General features: G+C 44.6%; 18 protein-coding genes. 7 read left to right on the forward strand and 11 right to left on the reverse strand.

Annotated features, from left to right (window positions below; all coding sequences use genetic code 11):
• Positions 1 to 106 precede the first annotated feature (106 nt).
• The 3 genes from BQ5375_RS12555 (at position 107) to BQ5375_RS12565 (ending at position 4430) form a co-directional block, all read left to right on the forward strand.
• Complete coding sequence (locus BQ5375_RS12555) at positions 107 to 1846, forward strand: B12-binding domain-containing radical SAM protein (RefSeq protein ID WP_022131779.1); 1740 nt, start codon at positions 107 to 109, stop codon at positions 1844 to 1846.
• A 295-nt stretch (positions 1847 to 2141) separates the two neighbouring features.
• The gene (locus tag BQ5375_RS12560) at positions 2142 to 3410 is read left to right on the forward strand and encodes a DUF1015 domain-containing protein (RefSeq protein WP_022131780.1); all 1269 of its coding nucleotides are present in this window, start codon (positions 2142 to 2144) and stop codon (positions 3408 to 3410) included.
• Positions 3411 to 3560: 150 nt separating this feature from the next.
• The gene (locus tag BQ5375_RS12565) at positions 3561 to 4430 is read left to right on the forward strand and encodes a radical SAM protein (RefSeq protein ID WP_022131781.1); all 870 of its coding nucleotides are present in this window, start codon (positions 3561 to 3563) and stop codon (positions 4428 to 4430) included.
• A gap of 40 nt (positions 4431 to 4470) precedes the next feature.
• Here BQ5375_RS12565 and BQ5375_RS12570 read toward each other — a convergent pair whose 3' ends face one another.
• Positions 4471 to 4716: a sporulation initiation factor Spo0A C-terminal domain-containing protein gene (locus BQ5375_RS12570; RefSeq protein ID WP_022131782.1), complete on the reverse strand. Its 246-nt coding sequence runs from the start codon at positions 4714 to 4716 to the stop codon at positions 4471 to 4473.
• A 177-nt stretch (positions 4717 to 4893) separates the two neighbouring features.
• Between BQ5375_RS12570 and BQ5375_RS12575 the strand changes: the two genes are divergently transcribed.
• Entirely contained in the window at positions 4894 to 5199 is a 306-nt protein-coding gene (locus tag BQ5375_RS12575) for a helix-turn-helix domain-containing protein (protein WP_076918185.1), read from the forward strand.
• A 502-nt stretch (positions 5200 to 5701) separates the two neighbouring features.
• On the opposite strand, the gene BQ5375_RS12580 is transcribed toward BQ5375_RS12575, so the two are convergent.
• On the reverse strand, positions 5702 to 7012 hold the full coding sequence (locus tag BQ5375_RS12580) for a M18 family aminopeptidase (RefSeq protein WP_022131966.1): 1311 nt from the start codon (positions 7010 to 7012) through the stop codon (positions 5702 to 5704).
• Positions 7013 to 7265: 253 nt separating this feature from the next.
• A complete protein-coding gene (locus BQ5375_RS12585) occupies positions 7266 to 8456 on the reverse strand; it encodes an LPXTG cell wall anchor domain-containing protein (protein WP_022131965.1) in 1191 nt (396 codons plus the stop codon).
• 573 nt (positions 8457 to 9029) lie between these two features.
• Here BQ5375_RS12585 and BQ5375_RS12590 point away from each other — a divergent pair.
• Positions 9030 to 9380, forward strand: a complete 351-nt coding sequence (locus BQ5375_RS12590) for a type II toxin-antitoxin system PemK/MazF family toxin (RefSeq protein WP_076918021.1) — start codon at positions 9030 to 9032, stop codon at positions 9378 to 9380.
• A gap of 73 nt (positions 9381 to 9453) precedes the next feature.
• Here the strand turns inward: BQ5375_RS12590 and BQ5375_RS12595 are convergent, their stop codons facing one another.
• The 3 genes from BQ5375_RS12595 to BQ5375_RS12605 all read right to left on the reverse strand — a co-directional run bounded on the left by BQ5375_RS12595 (position 9454) and on the right by BQ5375_RS12605 (position 12209).
• Positions 9454 to 10725, reverse strand: coding sequence for a glycosyltransferase family 2 protein (locus BQ5375_RS12595; protein ID WP_022131963.1), 1272 nt, complete (start codon positions 10723 to 10725; stop codon positions 9454 to 9456).
• Between the two features lie 197 nt (positions 10726 to 10922).
• Positions 10923 to 11423, reverse strand: coding sequence for a threonine/serine exporter family protein (locus BQ5375_RS12600; RefSeq protein ID WP_076918022.1), 501 nt, complete (start codon positions 11421 to 11423; stop codon positions 10923 to 10925).
• 15 nt (positions 11424 to 11438) lie between these two features.
• Positions 11439 to 12209 carry a threonine/serine exporter family protein gene (locus BQ5375_RS12605; protein WP_022131961.1) on the reverse strand — a complete coding sequence of 257 codons (771 nt, stop codon included), beginning with the start codon at positions 12207 to 12209 and terminating at the stop codon, positions 11439 to 11441.
• A gap of 324 nt (positions 12210 to 12533) precedes the next feature.
• Between BQ5375_RS12605 and BQ5375_RS12610 the strand changes: the two genes are divergently transcribed.
• Positions 12534 to 13949: an oligosaccharide flippase family protein gene (locus tag BQ5375_RS12610; protein ID WP_022131960.1), complete on the forward strand. Its 1416-nt coding sequence runs from the start codon at positions 12534 to 12536 to the stop codon at positions 13947 to 13949.
• Between the two features lie 132 nt (positions 13950 to 14081).
• Here BQ5375_RS12610 and BQ5375_RS12615 read toward each other — a convergent pair whose 3' ends face one another.
• On the reverse strand, positions 14082 to 14447 hold the full coding sequence (locus BQ5375_RS12615) for a BlaI/MecI/CopY family transcriptional regulator (protein ID WP_022131959.1): 366 nt from the start codon (positions 14445 to 14447) through the stop codon (positions 14082 to 14084).
• Between the two features lie 233 nt (positions 14448 to 14680).
• Positions 14681 to 15250 (reverse strand): CAP domain-containing protein, encoded by a 570-nt coding sequence (locus tag BQ5375_RS12620; RefSeq protein WP_022131958.1) that lies wholly within the window; start codon positions 15248 to 15250, stop codon positions 14681 to 14683.
• Positions 15251 to 15421: 171 nt separating this feature from the next.
• On the opposite strand from BQ5375_RS12620, the gene pap reads away from it, so the two are divergent.
• Positions 15422 to 16981 carry a polyphosphate:AMP phosphotransferase gene (gene pap, locus BQ5375_RS12625; protein ID WP_022131957.1) on the forward strand — a complete coding sequence of 520 codons (1560 nt, stop codon included), beginning with the start codon at positions 15422 to 15424 and terminating at the stop codon, positions 16979 to 16981.
• Between the two features lie 36 nt (positions 16982 to 17017).
• On the opposite strand, the gene BQ5375_RS12630 is transcribed toward pap, so the two are convergent.
• The 3 genes from BQ5375_RS12630 to BQ5375_RS12640 form a co-directional block, all read right to left on the reverse strand.
• Positions 17018 to 17992 carry an ABC transporter ATP-binding protein gene (locus BQ5375_RS12630; protein ID WP_022131956.1) on the reverse strand — a complete coding sequence of 325 codons (975 nt, stop codon included), beginning with the start codon at positions 17990 to 17992 and terminating at the stop codon, positions 17018 to 17020.
• A gap of 322 nt (positions 17993 to 18314) precedes the next feature.
• On the reverse strand, positions 18315 to 19331 hold the full coding sequence (locus BQ5375_RS12635) for a M42 family metallopeptidase (protein WP_022131955.1): 1017 nt from the start codon (positions 19329 to 19331) through the stop codon (positions 18315 to 18317).
• A complete protein-coding gene (locus BQ5375_RS12640; protein WP_022131954.1) occupies positions 19331 to 20362 on the reverse strand; it encodes a M42 family metallopeptidase in 1032 nt (343 codons plus the stop codon). Before BQ5375_RS12640 ends, BQ5375_RS12635 begins: the two co-directional genes overlap by 1 nt.
• Between the last annotated feature and the right edge of the window lie 7 nt (positions 20363 to 20369).

Below are 20369 nucleotides of genomic sequence, written 5' to 3' on the forward strand. Positions count from 1 at the left end.
AAATGTGTCCTCTTTCCTGTTTTCAATCCTTTCTTCCTGTGGTATCATTTTAATACAGGACGATTTCTGATCCCAAACGGATTATCGATAAAGGAGCGAATGAAAGATGAAGGTCCTTTTGACCGCACTCAATTCCAAATATATCCACACGAACCTTGCTGTGCGCTATCTGCATGAATTTTCGCTACAGCGCGGCTATCCCTGCCAGATCTGCGAATACACCATCAACCAGCATCTGCCCGACATCCTCGACGAAATTTATCGCCAGTCTCCGGATGTTCTGATGCTTTCCTGTTACATCTGGAACATCGAGATGATGCTCGACCTTGCGGAAGAGTACCGTCGTATCTGCCCTGATGTTACCATCATTGCCGGCGGACCGGAAGTCAGCTATCAAAGCCAGCAGATCTTAGAAGAAAATCCGGCACTCGACGGCATTCTGCGCGGAGAAGGGGAACAGTCCTTTTTGGAATTCCAACAATACCTTGCAAAAGAACGCCCGATCGAGGAGGTATCCTCTCTGGTGTGGCGGGATGAATCCGGCACCATCCACACAAACCCGGAAGCACAGCTGCTTGACATGGCATTGCTTCCTTTCCCTTATCCGGATTTGGAGTCTCTGTCCGACAAGATTCTTTACTTTGAATCTATCCGCGGCTGTCCGTTCCGCTGCAGTTACTGTCTCTCCTCGGTTGCCGGAAGGGTTCGCTACATGCCGCTTCCGATGGTATTCGAGCGGCTGCAAAAGTTTCTGGATACAAGGGTACGTCAGGTCAAATTTGTAGACCGAACCTTTAACTGTTCCAAAGAATATTCCATGGCAATCTGGAAGTATCTTTCTGAACATGACAACGGCATCACCAACTTCCATTTTGAACTGACTGCTCACCTGATTGACGACGAGATGATCGAATTTCTCAAGACGGTTCGCCGCGGATTGTTCCAGTTTGAAATTGGCGTACAGTCGACTAATCCAGACACCATTCGGGAAATCCGCCGCACCACCGACACCGAGCGCCTGCTCTCAGTCTGCCGCAAGCTGGATGAAGCCAAAAATATCCATCTGCATCTGGACTTGATTGCTGGTCTTCCATACGAAAACCTGGAAAGCTTTGGCAACAGCTTTGATACTGTCATGCAGATTCGCCCACAGCAGATGCAGCTGGGCTTTTTAAAGGTGCTCAAAGGTTCCTATATGGCACAGGCTGCCGGAGAATATGGCCTTGTATACAGCAAAAAGGCGCCTTTTCAGGTCATCCGAACCAACTGGATTTCCTATGATGATCTGATGCTGCTTAAAGATATGGAAACGGTTGTGGAGGACTACTACAACAGCGGGCTGTTCTCCCATCAGATCGGCTGGATGCTCGACCAGGAGCAGTCTGTTTTCTCCTTTTTCCTCAATTTTGGAAAATGGAAGGTTGCAAATGGTCTGCGTCTGATTCCACAAAGCTTTGAGGATCGCTGCACTACCTTAAAAAACTACTATCTTTCCTGCCATCCGGACAGAGCTTCCCAGCTTCCTCTGCTGCACGACCTGTGCCTGTTTGACCTGTGTCTGCACACCAAACCGAAGAAACTGCCTGATTGGGTATCCACCGAGCAAAATCTTGTATATAAGGATCAGATTCGCGATTTTTACCGCAATGAATCCTTGATGGCACAGCTTTTCCCTGCCCGCCAAAACCATGACTCCAAGCAGCTGGCAAAAGAATCCCACCTCCAGATTCTTTCGTTTGACCCGATCACCTTACAAAATCGACCAATTGCGTTTCTTTTCGATTACTCCCAGCGTGACCTTCTGGGCAATGCCCGCTTTTTGGATGTAAGTTCTTACATTTTCTAAAAATAAATTCGTAGAAACTGTTTGTATTTTTATGAAAAATATGGTATTATTGTTGTGAATCCAATTCTTATTCCCAGCAGATTTAACGATGCTTAACTGCATCTTGCTTGAAATATCACACAAAACCCAGCATAATACCAAAGGAGAACACAGAAATCCTGATGGGGATTTTGCGCGATCTTCTATTGATTTTTTCAATAGACAACGTGGAATCTATTTAAAAAACATGTTACAATACCATTGATAAGTGGTTATTGTTTTGTATGAATTGTTATGACTTAGGAGGAACGCAACCGTGAACAGTACCGGTTTTTCCAAAGGCGATATCTTGGTTCCTGATGTAGAGGACTTCACCGCTTGGAGTGTCATTGCCTGCGACCAGTATACTTCTCAGCCGCAGTATTGGCATGAGGTAGAAACTCTTGTCAAAACAAAACCCTCTACCCTGAATATGATTGTGCCTGAAATTAATCTCAACAGCGAAGATCTCGATCAGCACATTGCAGCTGTCAATCGTGCAATGCGCACCTATCTGCGCCGGCATATTTTCCACGAGGTCCACGACTATATCTATACCCGCCGTACCTTGAGCAACGGCAAGGTTCGTCATGGTCTGATTGGTGTGGTCGATCTGGAACAGTATGAATTTCATCCTGGTTCCAAAACCACCGTACGCGCTACCGAAGGTGTCATTCACAACCGTATCGAGCCAAGGCTGACCATCCGGGAAGTTGCCCCTCTGGAAGTCTCACACAGCATGTTGCTGATTGATGACCGTCAAAATACTGTCTTTTCCTTCCTGGAGCAGGAGCTGGATCAGATGCAGCCGCTTTATTCCTTCCAGCTGATGAAGGACAGCGGCAACATCAGCGGCTATCTGGTAACTCCGGAGCAGTCTGAGCGCATCGATCAGGCACTGACTGCTTTGGCTTCGATGGAAGAGATGGAGAAAAAGTACGGCATTACCGACAAAGGCATCTTTGTTTATGCAGTGGGCGACGGCAACAACTCGCTTGCTACCGCAAAACTGCACTATGATAATCTCAAACGCACCCTGTCCGAGCAGAAGCTGCAAAATCATCCTGCCCGCTACACACTGGCAGAAATCGTCAACATCCATGACGATTCCTTTGATTTTGAGCCGATCAACCGTGTCGTGTTCGGTGTGGACACCCTCAATTTTCTCCAGCATCTGGGAAGGGTTCACAACATCTCCTTCACTCCACAGGAGGGACAGCAATACTTTGATTGCGTAATCGGGGAAGAAACCCGCCGCATCTGGATTGCGGACCCATCCTCCAACGTGGTGACCGGAACGGTACAGAACTTCATCGACCACTATATTCAGGAGTTTTCCGGCAAGGTCGATTATGTCCACGGCGAAAACATCGTTCGCCAGCTGGCAGCTCAGGTGGACAATGTGGGCATCCTGTTCCCATCCATTCCAAAGGAATCGCTGTTTGAGACCATCCTCATCGATGGCATCCTGCCGCGCAAGACCTTCTCGATGGGTCAGGCAATGGACAAACGCTTCTATCTGGAATGTAGAAAAATTAAACCATAAAAAGACGCGCATCGGTTTTCCGGTGCGCTTTTTTCATACAGAAATTTCTATTCAGATTATCAATAGGAGGAGCGACTGCGGCTTCTTGTTATCTTTGCCCATTCGTGATAAAATAAAAACAATCAGAGAAGTAAAAAAGGAGGTTTCTGTATGGAATATGAAGGTCAAATTTGCCGTCCGCCAATGGAAAAATCGTCATTTATGCTCCCCGTTGCGGTAGGATGTTCCTATAATCGATGCACATTCTGCACCCTGTTTAAACATTTGAGCTATCGACAGCTGCCGCTGGAGCAGGTCGAAGCCGAAATCAAGCGTGTTCATCAAGCCGGTGGAAATCCTAAACAGATATTCCTCGGAGATGGCAACGCATTCGGCCTCGAAACCTCTCACCTTTTATCCATCCTCTCGCTGATTCACCGCTATTTTCCGGGCTGCGAGATGGTCAACATGGATGCCACTGTCACCAACATCCACAACAAGTCGGACGAAGAATTAAAGCTATTATACCGTGAAGGCGTTCGCCGGCTATACTTAGGTATCGAAAGCGGCTTAGACGATGTTCTTGCCTCTACCAAAAAGGACCACACGCTGGAACAGGCATACCGGGAAATTGAGCGAATGCAGAATGCGGGGCTTATTTTCAACGCGCACATCATGACCGGCATTGCCGGAAAAGGCCGCGGTATCGAGAACGCGGAAAAGACCGCAGAATTTTTTAACCGAACCCATCCGGAGCGAATCACAAACTTTTCGTTATTCTTACACAAGCGTGCTCCTCTATACAAAGATTTTGAAGCGGGACGCTTTACCCCGGCAAGCGAGGTTGACAATCTGATTGAAGACCGTCATCTAATCGAGTTACTGGATGTACCGGGACTTATTTATGATGGTTTCCACGATTTTCTAGAGCTTCGCATCCGCGGAACCCTACCGGATGACAAAGAAAAAATGCTTACCCGAATTGACCAGAAGTTGAAAGAAGAGGAAGGTCAGCCAGAAAAATTTGCAATTGTTTCCTAACGTAAAAAGGTGAGTGCCAAAAGCACCCACCTTTTTTATTTCAGCTAACGAAGAAGGTTTGATTTTCGTTTTCGGAGCAGCACTGCGAGACGAAGTCCATCATTTCCTCCGGTGTCGGGATTTGTCCCTTACAGGGAACCTGTTTTTGGAACCATTTAGTTTCTTCATCCTTTGGGTTTTCATACGCCTGGCGGATTGCCTGTGCCATATCTTCCCTCACCTGTTGAGGGGTCACACCATTTTGTTTTGCCAATTTTTCATAGATTGCCTGATAGTCGATTTTCATGCTCTTTTTCCTCTCTTTTATCTAACATTTTCTGATTCCTATTATAAACTCTAACATCTGAAAAATAGACGATTAAATTCTCTATTTTCATAAAAACTAATATTATAATCGTCTGTTTTTTCTTCTGATGAGGTTTATTATATTTATTAGAAATTTACGTAACAGGGAGTGGCAGACATCGACGAGCGATTTATTGGCGACAGAATAACTCAACTTCGTGAGTTAAAAAATATCTCTGAAAGAAAAATGAGTTTAGATTTAGGACACAGTGCCAGTTACATTCATAGCATTGCTTGTGGAAAAGCACTTCCTTCTATGAGCGAGTTTTTATATATATGTGAATATCTCGGTGTTACTCCTCAAGAATTTTTTGACGAAGATTGTGAAAATACTACACCACAGCAAAAAGCAATTAATTATATTCGTTGTATGTATGATGAAGATGCCAGCCTTTTTTTAAAACTATTCGAACGTATGAAATAAGAGCTTCCGAATAAAAACGGAAGCTCTTTCTTTTTGCTTTTTACTTTCTGCCTCAAACCTAATTTCTGAAAGCTTTTTTATTTTGTGGAGCTACGCGCTCCACACCGCGGTAACTTTCTTATGTGAAGAAAGTTACCAAAGACACACAAGGAACCTCTTGGTTCCTTGACCTCCGACAGAAAGGGGGCATTGCCCCCTCTCGACTCCCCCAGTGATACATCAAAGCTTTGTGATAAACGGAGGGGGAACGTCACGAAGTAACTGTGGGGGAAACTTCCCCCCGAGGTGATTTCAAAGAGGACACTTCCTCTTTGATACGTCTTTGCATCCTTTCTTCGTAAAAAGAAAGGATGTGCGGGCGTGGGGTGCATAACCCCACATAACAAACTACCCTCTTTTGTGGGTTTGTGCCGCCCACACGGTCACATTCCCCCTTTGTAAAAAAAGGGTCTGGAACCTCTGTTCCAAACCCGTTTTGATATAGGGATACTTCCCCGCAATATTATCTGATTTCGTAATCTCCGTCACAGTTTGCAATAACGGTGCTGTTGTAGAATGCTTCCATACCGGAAATCATGTAGTCCAGATCCAGTACACCGGCAGTCTCGTAGCTGGAATGCATTGCCAGCTGTGGCAGACCGATGTCAACGGTGTTCAGCGATACATGAGAGTTGGAAATGTTGCCCAGTGTGGAACCGCCTGCAATGTCCGAACGGTTTACAAAGTTCTGTACCGGAACCTGATGCTCTTTGCACATGCTCTGGAATAATGCAGAAGAAACCGCATCGGTGGTGTATTTCTGGTTTGCATTGTGTTTGATAACAATACCTTCGTTCAGGAATACCAGATTGGTTGGGTCGGTAACTGCTGGATGGTTTGGATGCAGTGCATGCGCATTGTCAGCAGAAAGCATAAAGCTGGATGCAACTGCAGTGTAGTAATCCTCTTCGCTTCTGCCCAGATTCTGGTTGATGCGGCGCAGTACATCATACATAAAGGTGGAATTTGCACCCTGTTTTGTGCTGCTGCCAACCTCTTCGTTGTCGAAGATTGCACATACGGATACGCTTTCTTTGCTGCCGCCCTTGATGAATGCTTTCATCGAAGAGAATGCACATTCCAGGTCATCCAGTTTTGCACAGGACATGTACTCGTTGTGTCCGCCCCATACAACTGGTTTTGTGCGGTTGTACAGGAACAGATCGCTTGCAATAACGTCCTCTTCTTTTACGCCGCAAGCCTCTGCAACCAGCTTGTCAAAGGTGTCTTTGGAAGCTGCATCACCAAACAGCGGCAGAAGGTTTGTCTGTGGGTTGTATTTCATGCCATCATTTGCAGTGCGGTCCATATGGATTGCCAGGTTTGGAATTACCAGCAGATCGCGGTCAATGTTGACCAGACGGGTCTGTACACCTTTTTCAGTTTTTACCATAACGCGGCCTGCAACGGACAGCGGACGGTCAAACCATGTGGAATAGATCATGCCGCCGTAACGCTCGGTATTGAGCTGAACGTATTTGCCTTTGACAGACTGCTCCGGATTGTCTTTAATTTTGAATGTTGGGGAATCACTGTGGCTTGCCACAATGTGGAAAGATTTGAAATCTTTGGTAGGAACCTTGAATGCGATAACAGAAGAAAGGTTGCGGGTTACAAAATATTTTCCGCCCTCTTTGATCTCCCATTTTTTGTTTTCGCAAAGTTCCTCAAAACCTTCTTTTTTCAGTTCTGCCTTCACGTTATCAATAACATGGAAGCAGCTTGGGGAATTCTCGATAAAATCAAATAATTCGTGAACAGTTTCTAAAGCCATAACAGACATCCTTTCCCTTTGTATTTTCATATTCTGAACAAAACTATGCTTTTAAGGGACGCTTGCCCCGTTAAAAATTGACAGCTTAGAGCCAACTTCATTATAAAAGTTTTGTCACCCGATGTCAACCGCTGCTTCATGATCCTTCCTGATTTTCCCATCAGAATATCTTTTTGCAATACGAGCAGAGCCGCACCATTTCTGGTGCGGCTCTGACTCACAGGATGGACTTTTCTATTCTTAAATTAACTGGTTAGCGTTTCTTTTTGCCCAGAACAACTGCTGCTGCACCAGAAAGGATTGCTGCACCTGCTGCCAGGGAAACAAAATCTTCTGCACCGGTATCTGGGTTTACCTTGTTGCTCTCGCTGGAAGTACCGGACTGATAGTCATTGCTTTCCGAAACATTGCCGGATGGGCGCTCAGTTGGTCTTTCGTTTGGGATGTGACTTTCATCCTGATCTGCTTCAGGTTTGGACTCTGGCTTTGTTTCCGGCTGGGATACGAAGCTCTCATCTACGATGGTTCCGTCTGCGATTTCCTTATCGGTCAGCACAAATCTGCCCAGATTCTTGGTCTCGAAGGATACAGTCTCCTCATCGCTGTTGATGGTTGCATCGATTCTCTCCAGCTTGCCTCTGAGGTAACGGTAAACATAGAAGTTTCCGCCGAAATCTTCCATCTCATCCGAAACATCGATGGTCATAGTGCCGGTAAAGTCAAATGCCGGGCCACCTGGGAAGGAAACATATTTGAAGTTCTGATCCTCAAACTTGGAAGAGATCTCTTTGATTGCACGCTCATTGTACAGCATGTTTACGCCTTCCTGACCGGATACACGCACTTCATATCTCCACATTCCGTTTGTGAAGGTCACTTTGTCACCATCTGCATACTCGTCGATCGTTGCAAACTGCTCGGTTGTGATAACCGGTGTTGCTGGTTCCACAAAGATGTACTCGCCATCTTTTGCAGCTTCCAGTGCTTCCTCGCTGATTGTTGGGTAACCAACGGTCAGTTCAGCTTCTGCACTGCCTACAACCTGACCATTCGAGCGTTTTACTGCTTTTACAGCGCCCTCTACTTCGGTCTGTTTGGTTGGCCATCCAGCTTCTGTGGTCACTTCCAGCTGGTAAACATCGTCTTCTTCCTCTACCTTGAAGGATGCTACCGCGTTTTTACCATTCTTCATCTCGGTACGGATTCTTACGTTTTCCAGATGTTCATCGGTCAGCGGAACTACCTTACCGTCTTCCTCGATGTACAGAGGATAAGTATAGGTCTCTCCTGGAAGAAGAAGCTCACTGAAAGTTTCCTCACCGAAGGAAAGTTTGAGCTTTTCGTCCGATGTCACGTTGATTGCGTCTGCCTGCTGTGCAAATGCGTTGACGCTCATGCTGGACAGAGCACATACTGCTAAAAACATGGATACAAATTTTTTCATTTTTGAGTTGCCTCCTGAGAATTTTAATTTTTACGTTTGTCTTTTCGTTAGGTCCTGAGGCTATTATAGTGGGCGGCAAGCTCTTTTTCAAGCGGATGTTTCTTCCAGTTTTTCATTGATTTTTATATATTTTGATTATATTTGTCTTATTATTAACCTATTTATTGTTCATTTTATTAATATTCTAAAAACTGCCGTTCTTTTCTCCAAACATCTGGCAGAATCCTTTCTCCGCTTTTTCCAAAACTGGCAGTCTTCTTTCTTTGACGGAGGAAATTGCCAGAAGCATAAAGAACAAAACTTCTCACCCCTCCCCTGTTAAAAAAATCCCCAAGGCAAAAATCAGATAAAACATCAAAAAAGTACTGTAATCTTTTCAGAAATTCCTGTCCATCTCAAAAACGGCAATCAGTATATGCAGAGCGGCTGTATTTTGTCCTGATTTTTCTGAACATTTTTCTGTATCTGCCATAGGATAGTATGGACAGAAAAATTTTATGGGGATGATTAACCGGAGAATTTTCCGGTTACAATAAAGACGAAGTCAAATGAAACAAAACGTCGGAGCGTGATATTGTGAAACGAGGAGACATTTATTATGCGGATCTCAGTCCGGTAGTTGGTTCAGAGCAGGGCGGCGTGCGTCCAGTACTTATTGTACAGAACGATGTTGGCAATCGGTACAGCCCTACTGTGATCGCGGCGGCTATCACAAGCCAGAAAGAGAAGTCCAAGCTTCCCACCCATATTGAGCTGGACTCCAAAAACTGTGGCCTTTCCAAAGATTCCGTCGTACTGCTCGAACAGATCCGCACCATCGACAAACGCAGACTGCGGGAAAAAATGGGCAGCCTGGATGCAAATTCCATGTCCCAGGTAAACCACGCCCTGTCCATCAGCTTTGGTCTCGGACAAAACCGCTGAGCTGCCATAACGCAAAAAATAAAGCCTTCGGTCCGCAACAGACCGAAGGCTCATTTTACAGGGTTCCCTGTTATTATTTCATTTCTTCCACCGACTTGCTAACGGTATGTACAATCGGTGTCCACTGTACATTTTTAAACAACGCTACAATCGAAATCGGAATGTAGGTAAAAATAAAGATCGGGAAGGTAAAGGTATAGAAAATTTTCTTTGCTGTGGAGGCTTTGATCTGGTGCCATTCTGTAATGGTAGTCAAAGCACCCATTGCAAACAGGACGATATAGAAGTTTACAAAAGAGAACAAAATCGCCTTGGATGCCACCGCAACTGCATCACCCAAATAATGTGGCTGAATGATTGCAATGATCAAGAATATGATGTTCAAAATCAGACAGCCCAGAGATACCAGGGTTGCTGGTGCAATGGTCATGAACATATCATAGCAGGAAAATGGATGACGCTTATCTTTGACCAGTTTGGAAATCAAAGAAGTTCCATATTTCCAGATAACCTGATAAAATCCTTTGGACCAACGCAGACGCTGTGTCCAGGACTGACGGAAGGTTGTTGGCTGTTCATCGTACAAAATTGCTTTGCCGCAATAACCGATACGTTCTCCCTCGATTGCGTTGACAATCGAAAATTCGATATCCTCGGTCAGCAGGTGGAATTTCCAGCCGCCGTATTTCTGAACAACTTTACTGCTGAGCAGGAAGCCTGTTCCCGAAATCGCACAGTTTGTTCCCAGCATCATGCGGGCATTGTTGAGGTACTTTGCTTCTCTCAAAAACCACAGGGAGTAACCGGCAGTAATCCAGTTGGTACTGAAGTTTTTGGAGTTGCGGTAACTGGTGATAATCTGATATCCCTGACTGAACACCACGTTCATCTCGTCGATGTAGTGGGAATCAAGCAGATTATCCGCATCAAAAATCAGATAAGCATCATGGTAATTTGCGCCATAATCCTGCGCAATGTGGCGGAACGCAAAATCCAGAGCATAGCCTTTTCCAACCTGCTCCTTGTTAAAGCGTTCGTACACCACTGCACCCAATTGCCGTGCAATCTGTGCTGTGTTGTCTGTACAGTTATCCGCCACCACAAAAATATCGATCAGCTTTGACGGATAAGTTTGATTTTGTATACTGCGAATCAAATTTCCGATGACCATGCTTTCGTTTCTTGCTGCGATAACAACACCGTAACGATGAAACGGACACAGTGTATGCTGCCGCTCCTTGTGCTTTTTAAAAAGTACAACCGCGACATAAATAAACTGGTACAGATAGAATATCGTCAAAGTAATGAACACAATAAGGTTGATTTTTAAAATACAATCTTCCATCACAATAACTCTCCATATCTTTTTACAAAATATTCATACATATACGTTTATAGAGTATAGCATGGATATTTTAAAAAACAATAGAGAATTTTTAAAATCATTTACATTTCACTCACATTTCGGCTTTTTAGGAAAAATTATCAGCATTTCGACAAACAGAAATATAAAATTCCTACAATCACCGAAGTCTTTTTTCGTCACTTTTCTTTTTTCTGATGAAGTGTTTTTGACAGAAAAACAAATTTTGCTTTGATCCGTGGATATAATCTCATCATATGAAACAGTCTGACCAGAGACGATACAACCAGTACGCCAATCGCCAAAGCACCTGCAATTGCAAAAGTGTGAATACCTGTTTCAATAAACTGGGAAGTCTCTCCGGATACACAGTATTCCATGGTGTAGTAGATACCGCCTCCCGGTACCAGCGGAAGAATTCCTATCGTTAAAAATCCTGTAACGGGAGCTTTAAACACCCTCGCCATTACCTCTGCATAGGCAGAAACAATAATGGTAGAAATCAAATATTGTGCAAGGTCATTTCCCAGAGGAGCACACGCAACATAGAACACCCAGCTGAGCATTCCTCCCGTTGCTGCCGCGATCATATGGGACAGCTTGTGAAATTTGAAGATAAAACAAAAAGAAAAGCAGGCAAGGAAGGTATAGATAAATACCGGTATATTTTCAATCATCATCTTTCCCTCCTTTTGCTAAATACCCGGGAAGAAGAACCGCAGCGTAGAGATTGCGATACCGGCTCCCAGTGCGATGCCGGCTGCTACCATCAAAGATTCCACCAGCTTGATGATACCTGCAATCAGGTCGCCTCCCAAGATATCACGCATCACGTTGGTAATGGCAATTCCCGGCACCAGATTCATCAGGGTACCAATAATCATTTTATCATAGTGGATGGTCCATCCCAAAGCAGTTGTCCAAAGGGAAAATCCTGCCACCAGTGCGCTTCCTAAAATGTTCTGGAAAAAGCTGTTGGTGTGAAAACGTCCCAGCATGGACAGAAGCAGAAAAAGCATGATTCCAATAAAGAACGAAACAAAGGAATCGCGGAATGCTCCTCCATAAAATAATGTAAAGGATGCCGAAATGGAAGCTGTAAAAAACATATTGGTCCAGAAGCAATAGTCCTTCTTTCCCATGATCTCATCCAGCGAAGTTCGGATGGTTTCTAAATCCGGTTTTTCTGAGCAGATATGCCGGCACAGATTGTTCAGCCGATCAATCCGGTCAAAATCAAGTGCAGAACCGTGGATTCGCTTTAAGCGGGTCAGGGCATGTCCGTTTTCATCATTGATTGTTACAATAATACAGGAGGGGATTGAAAACACTTCCGCCTCCGGAAAACCATACGCAGCCAGCATTCTTCGAATCGATTCTTCCACACGATAAATCTCTGCTCCGCTTTTTAGCAGCTTCCAGCCGATCTCTGTCGTTATTTCCAACAGCTGGTCATTGTTCATCATCCCATCTCCTCTACATCCAAACCAGTATACTTTTTCTATAAAACTGACCCGGAAATCTCTTCTTCCAGATCCAGAAAATAACTTCAAGCGAATGTATTATAACATAATCACATTTTCTTTCCCATCATTTTTTTGAAAAAAAGAGATTTCTCTGAAAATTTCCCTAAAATAGAAAAACATTTTTCCGATAAATTGCATATTTGCACAAGAAAACGAAAGTTATCTTTCCGACCATTTTCTTTTGAATAAAAAAATGCTATAATAGGTGCGCTGTGTTGACAGATATTTCCACTAAACTTATTTCCAGATGTCAGGAGAATTATTTTGAATAAATATCGGAATCTTATATCCAATACTTTTATCTTTGCAATCGGCACTTTCAGTTCAAAGGTGCTGGTCTTTTTATTGATGCCGCTTTACACCAAAGTGCTTTCCGAAGCCCAGTACGGAACGGTCGACCTGATGGTGCAGGTCGGCAATTTCCTGCTTCCATTAGTTTCATGCGGTATTGTAAACGGAATCATCCGCTTTGGACTGGACAAGTATTATAAGAAACGTGATGTATTCACGACCGGTTTCCTGACCATTCTGTTTGGCTTTATAATCCTGCTGATTCTGGAACCGATCCTGGTTCATGTTCCATATCTCAACGAAAACACCATGATGATCTATGTTTTCGTGCTGATGTCCTCAATGCGCTCCCTCTGTTCCCAGTTTGTCCGCGCTAAAGGCTATGTTAAACTGTATGCAATTGATGGTCTGCTTTCCACCGCGACAACCATCTTTTTTAACGTGCTGTATCTGGTTGTTCTGAAATGGGGAATCAATGGATACATGCTTGCCATGATCTCGGCTGACACCCTGTCCACCCTGTTTTTGTTCTATGTCGCTGGTCTGCGCCGGTATTTGCATATCCGGGGACTGAATCTGTCCACCAGCCGGGAAATGCTGCGTTATTCCATTCCGATGATTCCAAACTCCATCTTCTGGTGGGTCAACAATATGGCAAGCCGCTATATGATCGCCTACTTTATGGGAGAAGAATACAACGGTCTGTTTGCAGTTGCCTATAAAATTCCAACCATCATCGTACTGATGTCCAACATCTTTATGGATGCCTGGCAGATGTCTGCGGTCAGCGATTCACCGGACAAGCGCGCTTCCTTCTTTACCCGCGTTTTCCTGTTCTATCAATCTCTGATCTGCACTGCCGCTTCCGGATTGATCCTGTTCTCCAAGGTAATCACCATGATTCTGGTTTCGGATTCCTTCTATGAGTCCTGGAAATACATTCCGCTTCTGCTCCTCTCCACTATCTTTTCCTGTATGTCCACCTTCCTGGGCAGCGTCTACATGGTGGAAAAGAAGAGTATGCTAAACTTTATTACAACCGGTATCGGTGCCGTTATCAATGTCGTTTTAAACTTCCTCTTTATCCCGATATTCGGTGTAAACGGTGCAGCCTTCGCAACCTTCCTGAGCTACTTTGTCGTTTTTGTTCTGCGCGTCATCGATACCAGACGATTTATCCCGATGCACTTCCATCCAATGCGCCTGACCTTCAACACACTTGTCCTGTTGGCACAGGCCTTCATTATGATCTTTGAAGTAAAAGGATGGATCTTCTTCGAGCTGATCCTCACTGTATTGATGGTAGTTGCCAACATGAGCGCCCTTTTAGCTACAGTGGCCCAGCTTCTGCTCAAGCGCCGCCCTCATCCACAACATCATGAAGAGTAAAAAAACAAGCCTCACCGCTGGAACTTATCCAGTAGTGAGGCCTTTTTGCAACATAAATTACCTGTGAGTTTTAAATAAAATATTCCGACCATTTCATGGTCTATCATTCCATGGTCTATCACCGGGTTTTGTTTAGCGGTGATATTCGTTTACTGTCTGCTTAATCTGAGCAAGTTCTTCTTCGCTTACATTCTCTCTGGAGATGAAGGAAAGGATGAAATCCTTGGAAGAACCGGCAAAAATACGATTGCACAGGTTTTCCAGCTCAGACTGCTGAACCTGCTGTTTGGTAACCAATGGGGTTACGATAAAACCTGGTTCCTGTCTTTCCAGAGCCCCTCTCAGAGTCAATCTTTTAATGACAGTATAAGTTGTATTTTTCTTCCAGTGAAATGCATCCTGAGAATATGCTGCCAGAGCAGATGCGGAAATTGGTGCATGCTCCCAGATATACTCCATTAACGGATATTCGGCTTCGGAAATTTTTACACAGTTCATTTCAACACAACCTTTCTTAAGGAAAATGAAATTGCTCTTTTCACTGTTTTAAGCCTATCATCTTAGTGAGCGTCTGTCAATCAGAAAAGAAAAAACGTTTAGAAATGTTTACAAATAATGCAAAATTTCCTGTTCTTTTTTCGTCATCTTCTCGTCACATCCGGACAAAATCAGCATTATTGGCTTATTTTTTCCACAATCAGCCCAAATATCCGTCTATTTTTTATTTTGACTTATTTTACTTTTGCAAACATCTGAACCATATAATATTTGCCGTTTTTGTCTTTTACACGACCAAAACCAACGCTGTTAAAGTTTTTACCCAGAATGTTTGCTTTGTGGCCTTCGGAGTCCATCCAGGATTCCATTGCTCCTTTTACAGAGGTCTGTTTTTCATGGATGTTTTCGCCCCAGTAGCTATATTTTACCCCTGCTTCATCCAATGCAGTGGTCAGTTCTTTTCCGTTTGGACGGGTATGAGAATAGCTTTTCAGGCATTCTTCTGCACGTACCTGAGCAGCTTCACACATTTTTTCATCCAGTTTCAGCGCAGAAAGTCCTGCTTTTTTGCGCTCTGCATTTACCAGAGTCAGCATTTCTTCTTTCCAGTCGGTCTCTTTTTCATCTGTGGTTGTTTTGCTGGATGCAGTTTTCTTCTTTACCACTTTCTTCTTTGTTTCCTGCTGCTCCTGCTGTGTTTTTGCTACAGTATCTGTTTTTCCCAGAGCTGCAAACGCAGTTGTGGAAAAAGAAGATGCGATCATCAGTGCTGCCAAAAAGCTTACCATTACTTTCTTACCCATAATAACCTCCACATATTCATAAAATGTTTTCTATTTGTTGGTTTTACTGTTTCTTTCTAAGCGTAGAATAAACTTAAACCTTACTAAAGTATACCACTCTTTTCTCATGATAACAATATGTTCTAATCATACATTACGCGGTTTTTATTTCCATTTAACAGGAGGGTGCTTATGTCCAGTCAAAATATTAATTTAAAGAACTTTTCTTCCCCTGATTCTCCATTAAGTGGTGAGGAGAAAAAGGAAAAAATCAAGACGCTTCGCGCAAAATTGGGAGAATTGCAGCTGAAAATTCAGGAGCAAAAGCTTCCTGTTCTGGTTTTGGTAGAAGGTTGGGGAGCTTCCGGTAAAGGCAGCCGAATTTCTTCGATGATTCGGGAGTTGGACCCTAGGTTTTTTAGGGTCATCTCTGTTTCTTCCCCCAGCGAAGAGGAACTTGCCAAACCGTTTTTATACCGCCACATGAAAAACATTCCGGAAAATGGAAAATTTATCTTCCTGGACTCCGGATGGATGGATGAAACGATTCGGGATTTCCAAGCTGGACGCATCTGTGTCCAGCAATATCTGGATCGACTGGAAGAAATTAAAATCTTTGAACGTCAGCTTTGCGATAACGGATATCTTTTAGTAAAGCTGTTTTTGCATATCGATAAAAAAGAGCAGCAGGAGCGCCTGGAGCATCTTCGAAAAAATGCAGACACCAGCTGGCGGGTCAGCGAGCATGATTTCTGGCAGAATCATCATTATTCCACCTGTCTGGAAGATTTTCAGTCCTTCATGGAACAAACAAACCTTCCGTTTGCCCCGTGGCATGTCATCGACTCGACCCATCGCAAACAGTCCGAAATTGATTGTCTGGAAATCCTCTGTTCCTCCATCGAACAGGCTTTGATGGAAAAAGAAGCCGGCATTCTGCCAATCAGCCAGACTGACCCACAATACGACCCTAAGCTTAAAACCTTCCCTCTCGTCACAATGCCGCTGCTTGCTGACATTCCGCTTGATCAGGAAATGAGCCGGGAAGAATACAAAAAACAGCTGAAATTCTATCAGAAAAAGCTTGCGAAGCTGCATGACCAGATCTACCGTTGGAAGATTCCGGTAATCCTTGCCTATGAAGGTTGGGACGCCGCTGGAAAAGGCGGCAACATCAAACGCATTACCGGCGCTTTGGACCCGCGCGGTTATCAGGTAATCCCGGTGGCTGCTCCAAAGCCGTATGAGCTTGCCCGCCACTATCTGTGGCGATTCTGGCAGAATCTGCCCAAACGTGGACACATCGTCCTGTTTGACCGCACCTGGTATGGAAGGGTGATGGTAGAGCGTCTGGAAGGCTTCTGCAAGGAAAATGACTGGCAGCGCGCATACACCGAAATCAATGAATTTGAAAAGCAGCTCACCGATTGGGGTGCTGTCATCCTGAAATTCTGGGTTCAGATCGACAAGGATACACAGCTTGCTCGTTTTCAGGAACGTCAGCAGAATCCAGACAAGCAGTGGAAGATTACCGATGAAGATTGGCGCAACCGTGAAAAGTGGGATCAGTACGAAGTTGCTGTCAATGAAATGCTGCAAAAGACCAGCACAACCTATGCTCCATGGCATATCATTGAATCAAATTGCAAGTATTATGCCCGCATCAAAACACTGCGCCTCTTGACCGAAACACTGGAAGCCGCTTTGGAACAGGCTGCAAAACATTCCAAACATTCACACAAAGAAAGATAAAGAAAAAAGTGTCGGGATATTTCCGGCACTTTTTGTTCATCTCATATCTTTTTCCTCTGCCAAAGGATGATACAGCCAGCAGGAGGCAGTGTGTCCATCCTCAAATTCAAAAACTGGCGGTTCGTGCAGGGTACAGATCCGAATACATCGACTGCATCTGTTATGAAAGCTGCATCCTTTTGGCAGGTCTATCCATTGAAACGGTTTTTCTTCCATGCTTCCTGTTCGGTTCGGCATCTCTTCTTTTCCACTGATCAGCATCTGGGTATACGGATGACGCGGGTGAAGAAACACATTTTCCCGGTCTCCTGCTTCTACTACCTTGCCTGCATGCATCACTAAGATTTTTGAGGCCATCTCAAAAGCAGAAAGGATATGGTTGGTAATCAGAATCACCGCCATTTTCCGCTCCCGCTGCAAATTTTTCAGCAGTTCGTTCATCTGCTTGGTATCCACATCTGCCGCCTCATCCACAATCAGAAGCTTTGGTTTGCAAATTAATGCAAAGGCAATCATCAGCCGCTGACGCATTGTTCCCGAAAAATCGCGAGGGTATTGTTTCAGGCGCTTTGCTGGGAAATCAACTCCCACCAGTTTAAACAGATTCTGTGCCTCAATGCAGCTTTCCCGTTTGGGTTTTCTTGTCTGTGCCATGATTCGCTCGACGAGCTGGCGGCCTACCGGCAAATCAGGATTGAGCGATAAAAACAGCTCCCGGGAAATCAGGCCACACTCTTTTTCCCTCAACGCCTGCCACTGCTGCGGTGTGTAGGATAAAATATTCTTTCCATTAAACCAGATTTCACTTTGCTGTTTGATCTCACCGGAGGGTTTCTGAATCAGCCCCAGAATACTTTTTGCCGCAACAGATTTTCCACATCCTGCATCCCCGACAATCGCAATAGTCTCACCAAAGTCTACAGTAAAGGAAATCCCTCGGACTGACTGAATTTCTCCTTCATAGCTATGATAAGATACCTTCAGATTTTTGACTTCCAACAGACTTTCCATTCCTGCATCCCCGATCCCAAGTAATGTGATTGTATTTGCAATAAAACACTCACATATTTTTTGTCACAATGTAATTTTAGCCATCTTTTTTTGTCAAATCAAATTCAAAAAATAAATCAATTGTTTTTTTCTATAGATAAAATCTTTCTCTTTTGTGCTGATTTACTATTTTTAGTCCTTTCTTTTTGTTCTATTATTCTACTTTTATCCCCTTTTTCTCTCTTTTTTCTCTTGTTACACAATACAGAAAATCAATAGATTCTGCATAAAAAAACAGGAGCTGCCTTGTTTACAGCTCCTGTTTTTCATTTCCCCGGAAATTTTATTTTTCTTCTATTGTTTTGAGCAAAGAGAAAATCAGCTTACGGGTATGCTCAAGGTCCTCTTTTGCAATCATTGCCGAGATGGAATATGGATAACGGCAAGGCATACCGAGAGCCAGAACTGGAACACCCTGACAGGAGGTCTGTACCGAGCGGCTTTCTGTCTTAGCAGTATTGCGCTCCATCTTCTGACAAACAAGGCTATTTTCTTCTACTGTTTGTATACATTTATTGTACAAATCCAGATCGTAGTATGCCATTTGTTCGCTCAGCGAAACAACGGGGCCTTTTTTGAGGCAGCAGGAAGATTTTCCGCCGCGCACATCATCTGCCTGTACACTGTGGAGAACCAATGCAGCATCTGGCTTTAATGCAAATACAGCATTTGCTGCACCCGAAGTCATGGTCAGTGCACTGGTTGTAAATACGACATCCACATCATATTCCCAGTCTTCGCACAACATCTGAGCAAGCATTGCACAAACGCAGCGTGTTTCCATTGCCTTTCCGGTCAGATAGCCGTCTCCAAACTCTGCAACGCCTTCTCCTGCAAAGGTAATCTGTGCACCGAGAGAAACTGCTGATTCTGCACTCTGTTTGCTGGATGCACCAATATCGATCAGCAATTCAGACAGCGGCATTGGCTTGTCCTGTTCCTCTTTGGTCTGGAGATGAATCGGCTTTGTTCCGATGACGCCGATTGTTTTGCTGTCAATGCGGACAGCTTTGCCCAGTACAACACGGCTGTCGATATCACCGACATTAGCAAAGGAAAGAAGTCCATCTTCCCGGATACCGGTCAGCATAAAACCAGCTTCATCCATGTGAGCGGTGATCATAACTTTTTTCTTTGCCTGTTTGTTTCCCTTTTTGTGGCAGATAAGATTTCCCCTTGCGTCCACTTTCCAGTCACAGTGTCCGTCAATCACCTGAATAATCTGCTCTCTTACCTGCTCTTCCCTTCCGGAAATGCCGTCTGCCATACAAAGTTTTTCAATCAAGGTAGTTGTATTCATTATCTGCATCCCCCTTCCGGACGAACTTTCTGAGCAACATAAGCTGCTGCAAGTTTTGCGGTATTTTCCATATCTGCCGCGTTGATAACCTCAACCGGTGTATGCATATAACGCAGTGGGATACAGGTACATGCGCCCTTCGCGCCAGCTCCGGCAAGGATAATACCGTCAGCATCCGTACCGGTGCGATAGCCAGCATATACTTTTACCTGGTGGGTAATTCCCTGCTCTGTTCCGACCTGTGCCATATCTTCCGAGACCTCACGGCTCAGAATCGGGTTATGTCCTACCATTGGTCCATCACCCAGCTTGCCGCCCTGATGGGTCTGAAGCTCCGGTGTGAGCGCGAAGCTGACATCTACCGAGATACAGTGGGTGATTGGCTGCAGAGCGTTTGCGCCGGTCGCAGCGCCCATACCACCAACTTCTTCCATAACGCTCAGCAGCAGGGTAATCGAACAGTCGGTATCCATATCCTTGAGCATTCTTGCTGCAGTGATCATCGCTGCACATCCACAGCGGTCATCCAGCGCTTTGCTGGACACATTGCCTTCCAGAAGGTGTTTAAAGCTTCCGATATAGGAAATGCGGGTTCCGATTGGGAATTCTTTCTCCGCCTGCTCCCGGCTTACACCTGCGTCAACATAAAGCTGTTCCAAGGTCGGGTTCTTTGCCGGATTCTGCTCTTCCGAAGCAACGATACCGCGGCGATCCCCATTCTTTCCGTGAATGATGACCGTAGATGCTGTTGCAACTCTGCGGTCAATACCGCCGCAACGGGTAACTTTCAAAAATCCTCTGTCGTCAATATCACATACCATCAAACCGATCTCGTCCATGTGCGCTTCCAGCACAACATGCGGTTTGTCAGGTGATTCCTGTTTTACGGTGCAGATCAGGCTGCCAAGCGGTGTACGGCGCACCGGACCGATATCCTTTATTTCATCTTCCAGAAGGTTAGCGATTGGTTTTTCATAACCTGCAACGCCGCAATTCTGGGTGAGCTTTTCCAACAAATGAAGTATTTCCATCCTTCAT

Origin of the sequence: Negativibacillus massiliensis (assembly GCF_900148495.1) — a bacterium.
GTDB lineage: Bacteria > Bacillota > Clostridia > Oscillospirales > Ruminococcaceae > Negativibacillus > Negativibacillus massiliensis.

Coding starts and splice junctions, on each gene's coding strand:
- BQ5375_RS12555 (WP_022131779.1), top strand. CDS start 107: ATGAAGGTCCTTTTGACCGCACTCAATTCCAAATATATCCACACGAAC.
- BQ5375_RS12565 (WP_022131781.1), top strand. CDS start 3,561: ATGGAATATGAAGGTCAAATTTGCCGTCCGCCAATGGAAAAATCGTCA.
- BQ5375_RS12570 (WP_022131782.1), bottom strand. CDS start 4,716: ATGAAAATCGACTATCAGGCAATCTATGAAAAATTGGCAAAACAAAAT.
- BQ5375_RS12580 (WP_022131966.1), bottom strand. CDS start 7,012: ATGGCTTTAGAAACTGTTCACGAATTATTTGATTTTATCGAGAATTCC.
- BQ5375_RS12585 (WP_022131965.1), bottom strand. CDS start 8,456: ATGAAAAAATTTGTATCCATGTTTTTAGCAGTATGTGCTCTGTCCAGC.
- BQ5375_RS12595 (WP_022131963.1), bottom strand. CDS start 10,725: ATGGAAGATTGTATTTTAAAAATCAACCTTATTGTGTTCATTACTTTG.
- BQ5375_RS12600 (WP_076918022.1), bottom strand. CDS start 11,423: ATGATGATTGAAAATATACCGGTATTTATCTATACCTTCCTTGCCTGC.
- BQ5375_RS12605 (WP_022131961.1), bottom strand. CDS start 12,209: ATGATGAACAATGACCAGCTGTTGGAAATAACGACAGAGATCGGCTGG.
- BQ5375_RS12615 (WP_022131959.1), bottom strand. CDS start 14,447: ATGAACTGTGTAAAAATTTCCGAAGCCGAATATCCGTTAATGGAGTAT.
- BQ5375_RS12620 (WP_022131958.1), bottom strand. CDS start 15,250: ATGGGTAAGAAAGTAATGGTAAGCTTTTTGGCAGCACTGATGATCGCA.
- pap (WP_022131957.1), top strand. CDS start 15,422: ATGTCCAGTCAAAATATTAATTTAAAGAACTTTTCTTCCCCTGATTCT.
- BQ5375_RS12630 (WP_022131956.1), bottom strand. CDS start 17,992: ATGGAAAGTCTGTTGGAAGTCAAAAATCTGAAGGTATCTTATCATAGC.
- BQ5375_RS12635 (WP_022131955.1), bottom strand. CDS start 19,331: ATGAATACAACTACCTTGATTGAAAAACTTTGTATGGCAGACGGCATT.
- BQ5375_RS12640 (WP_022131954.1), bottom strand. CDS start 20,362: ATGGAAATACTTCATTTGTTGGAAAAGCTCACCCAGAATTGCGGCGTT.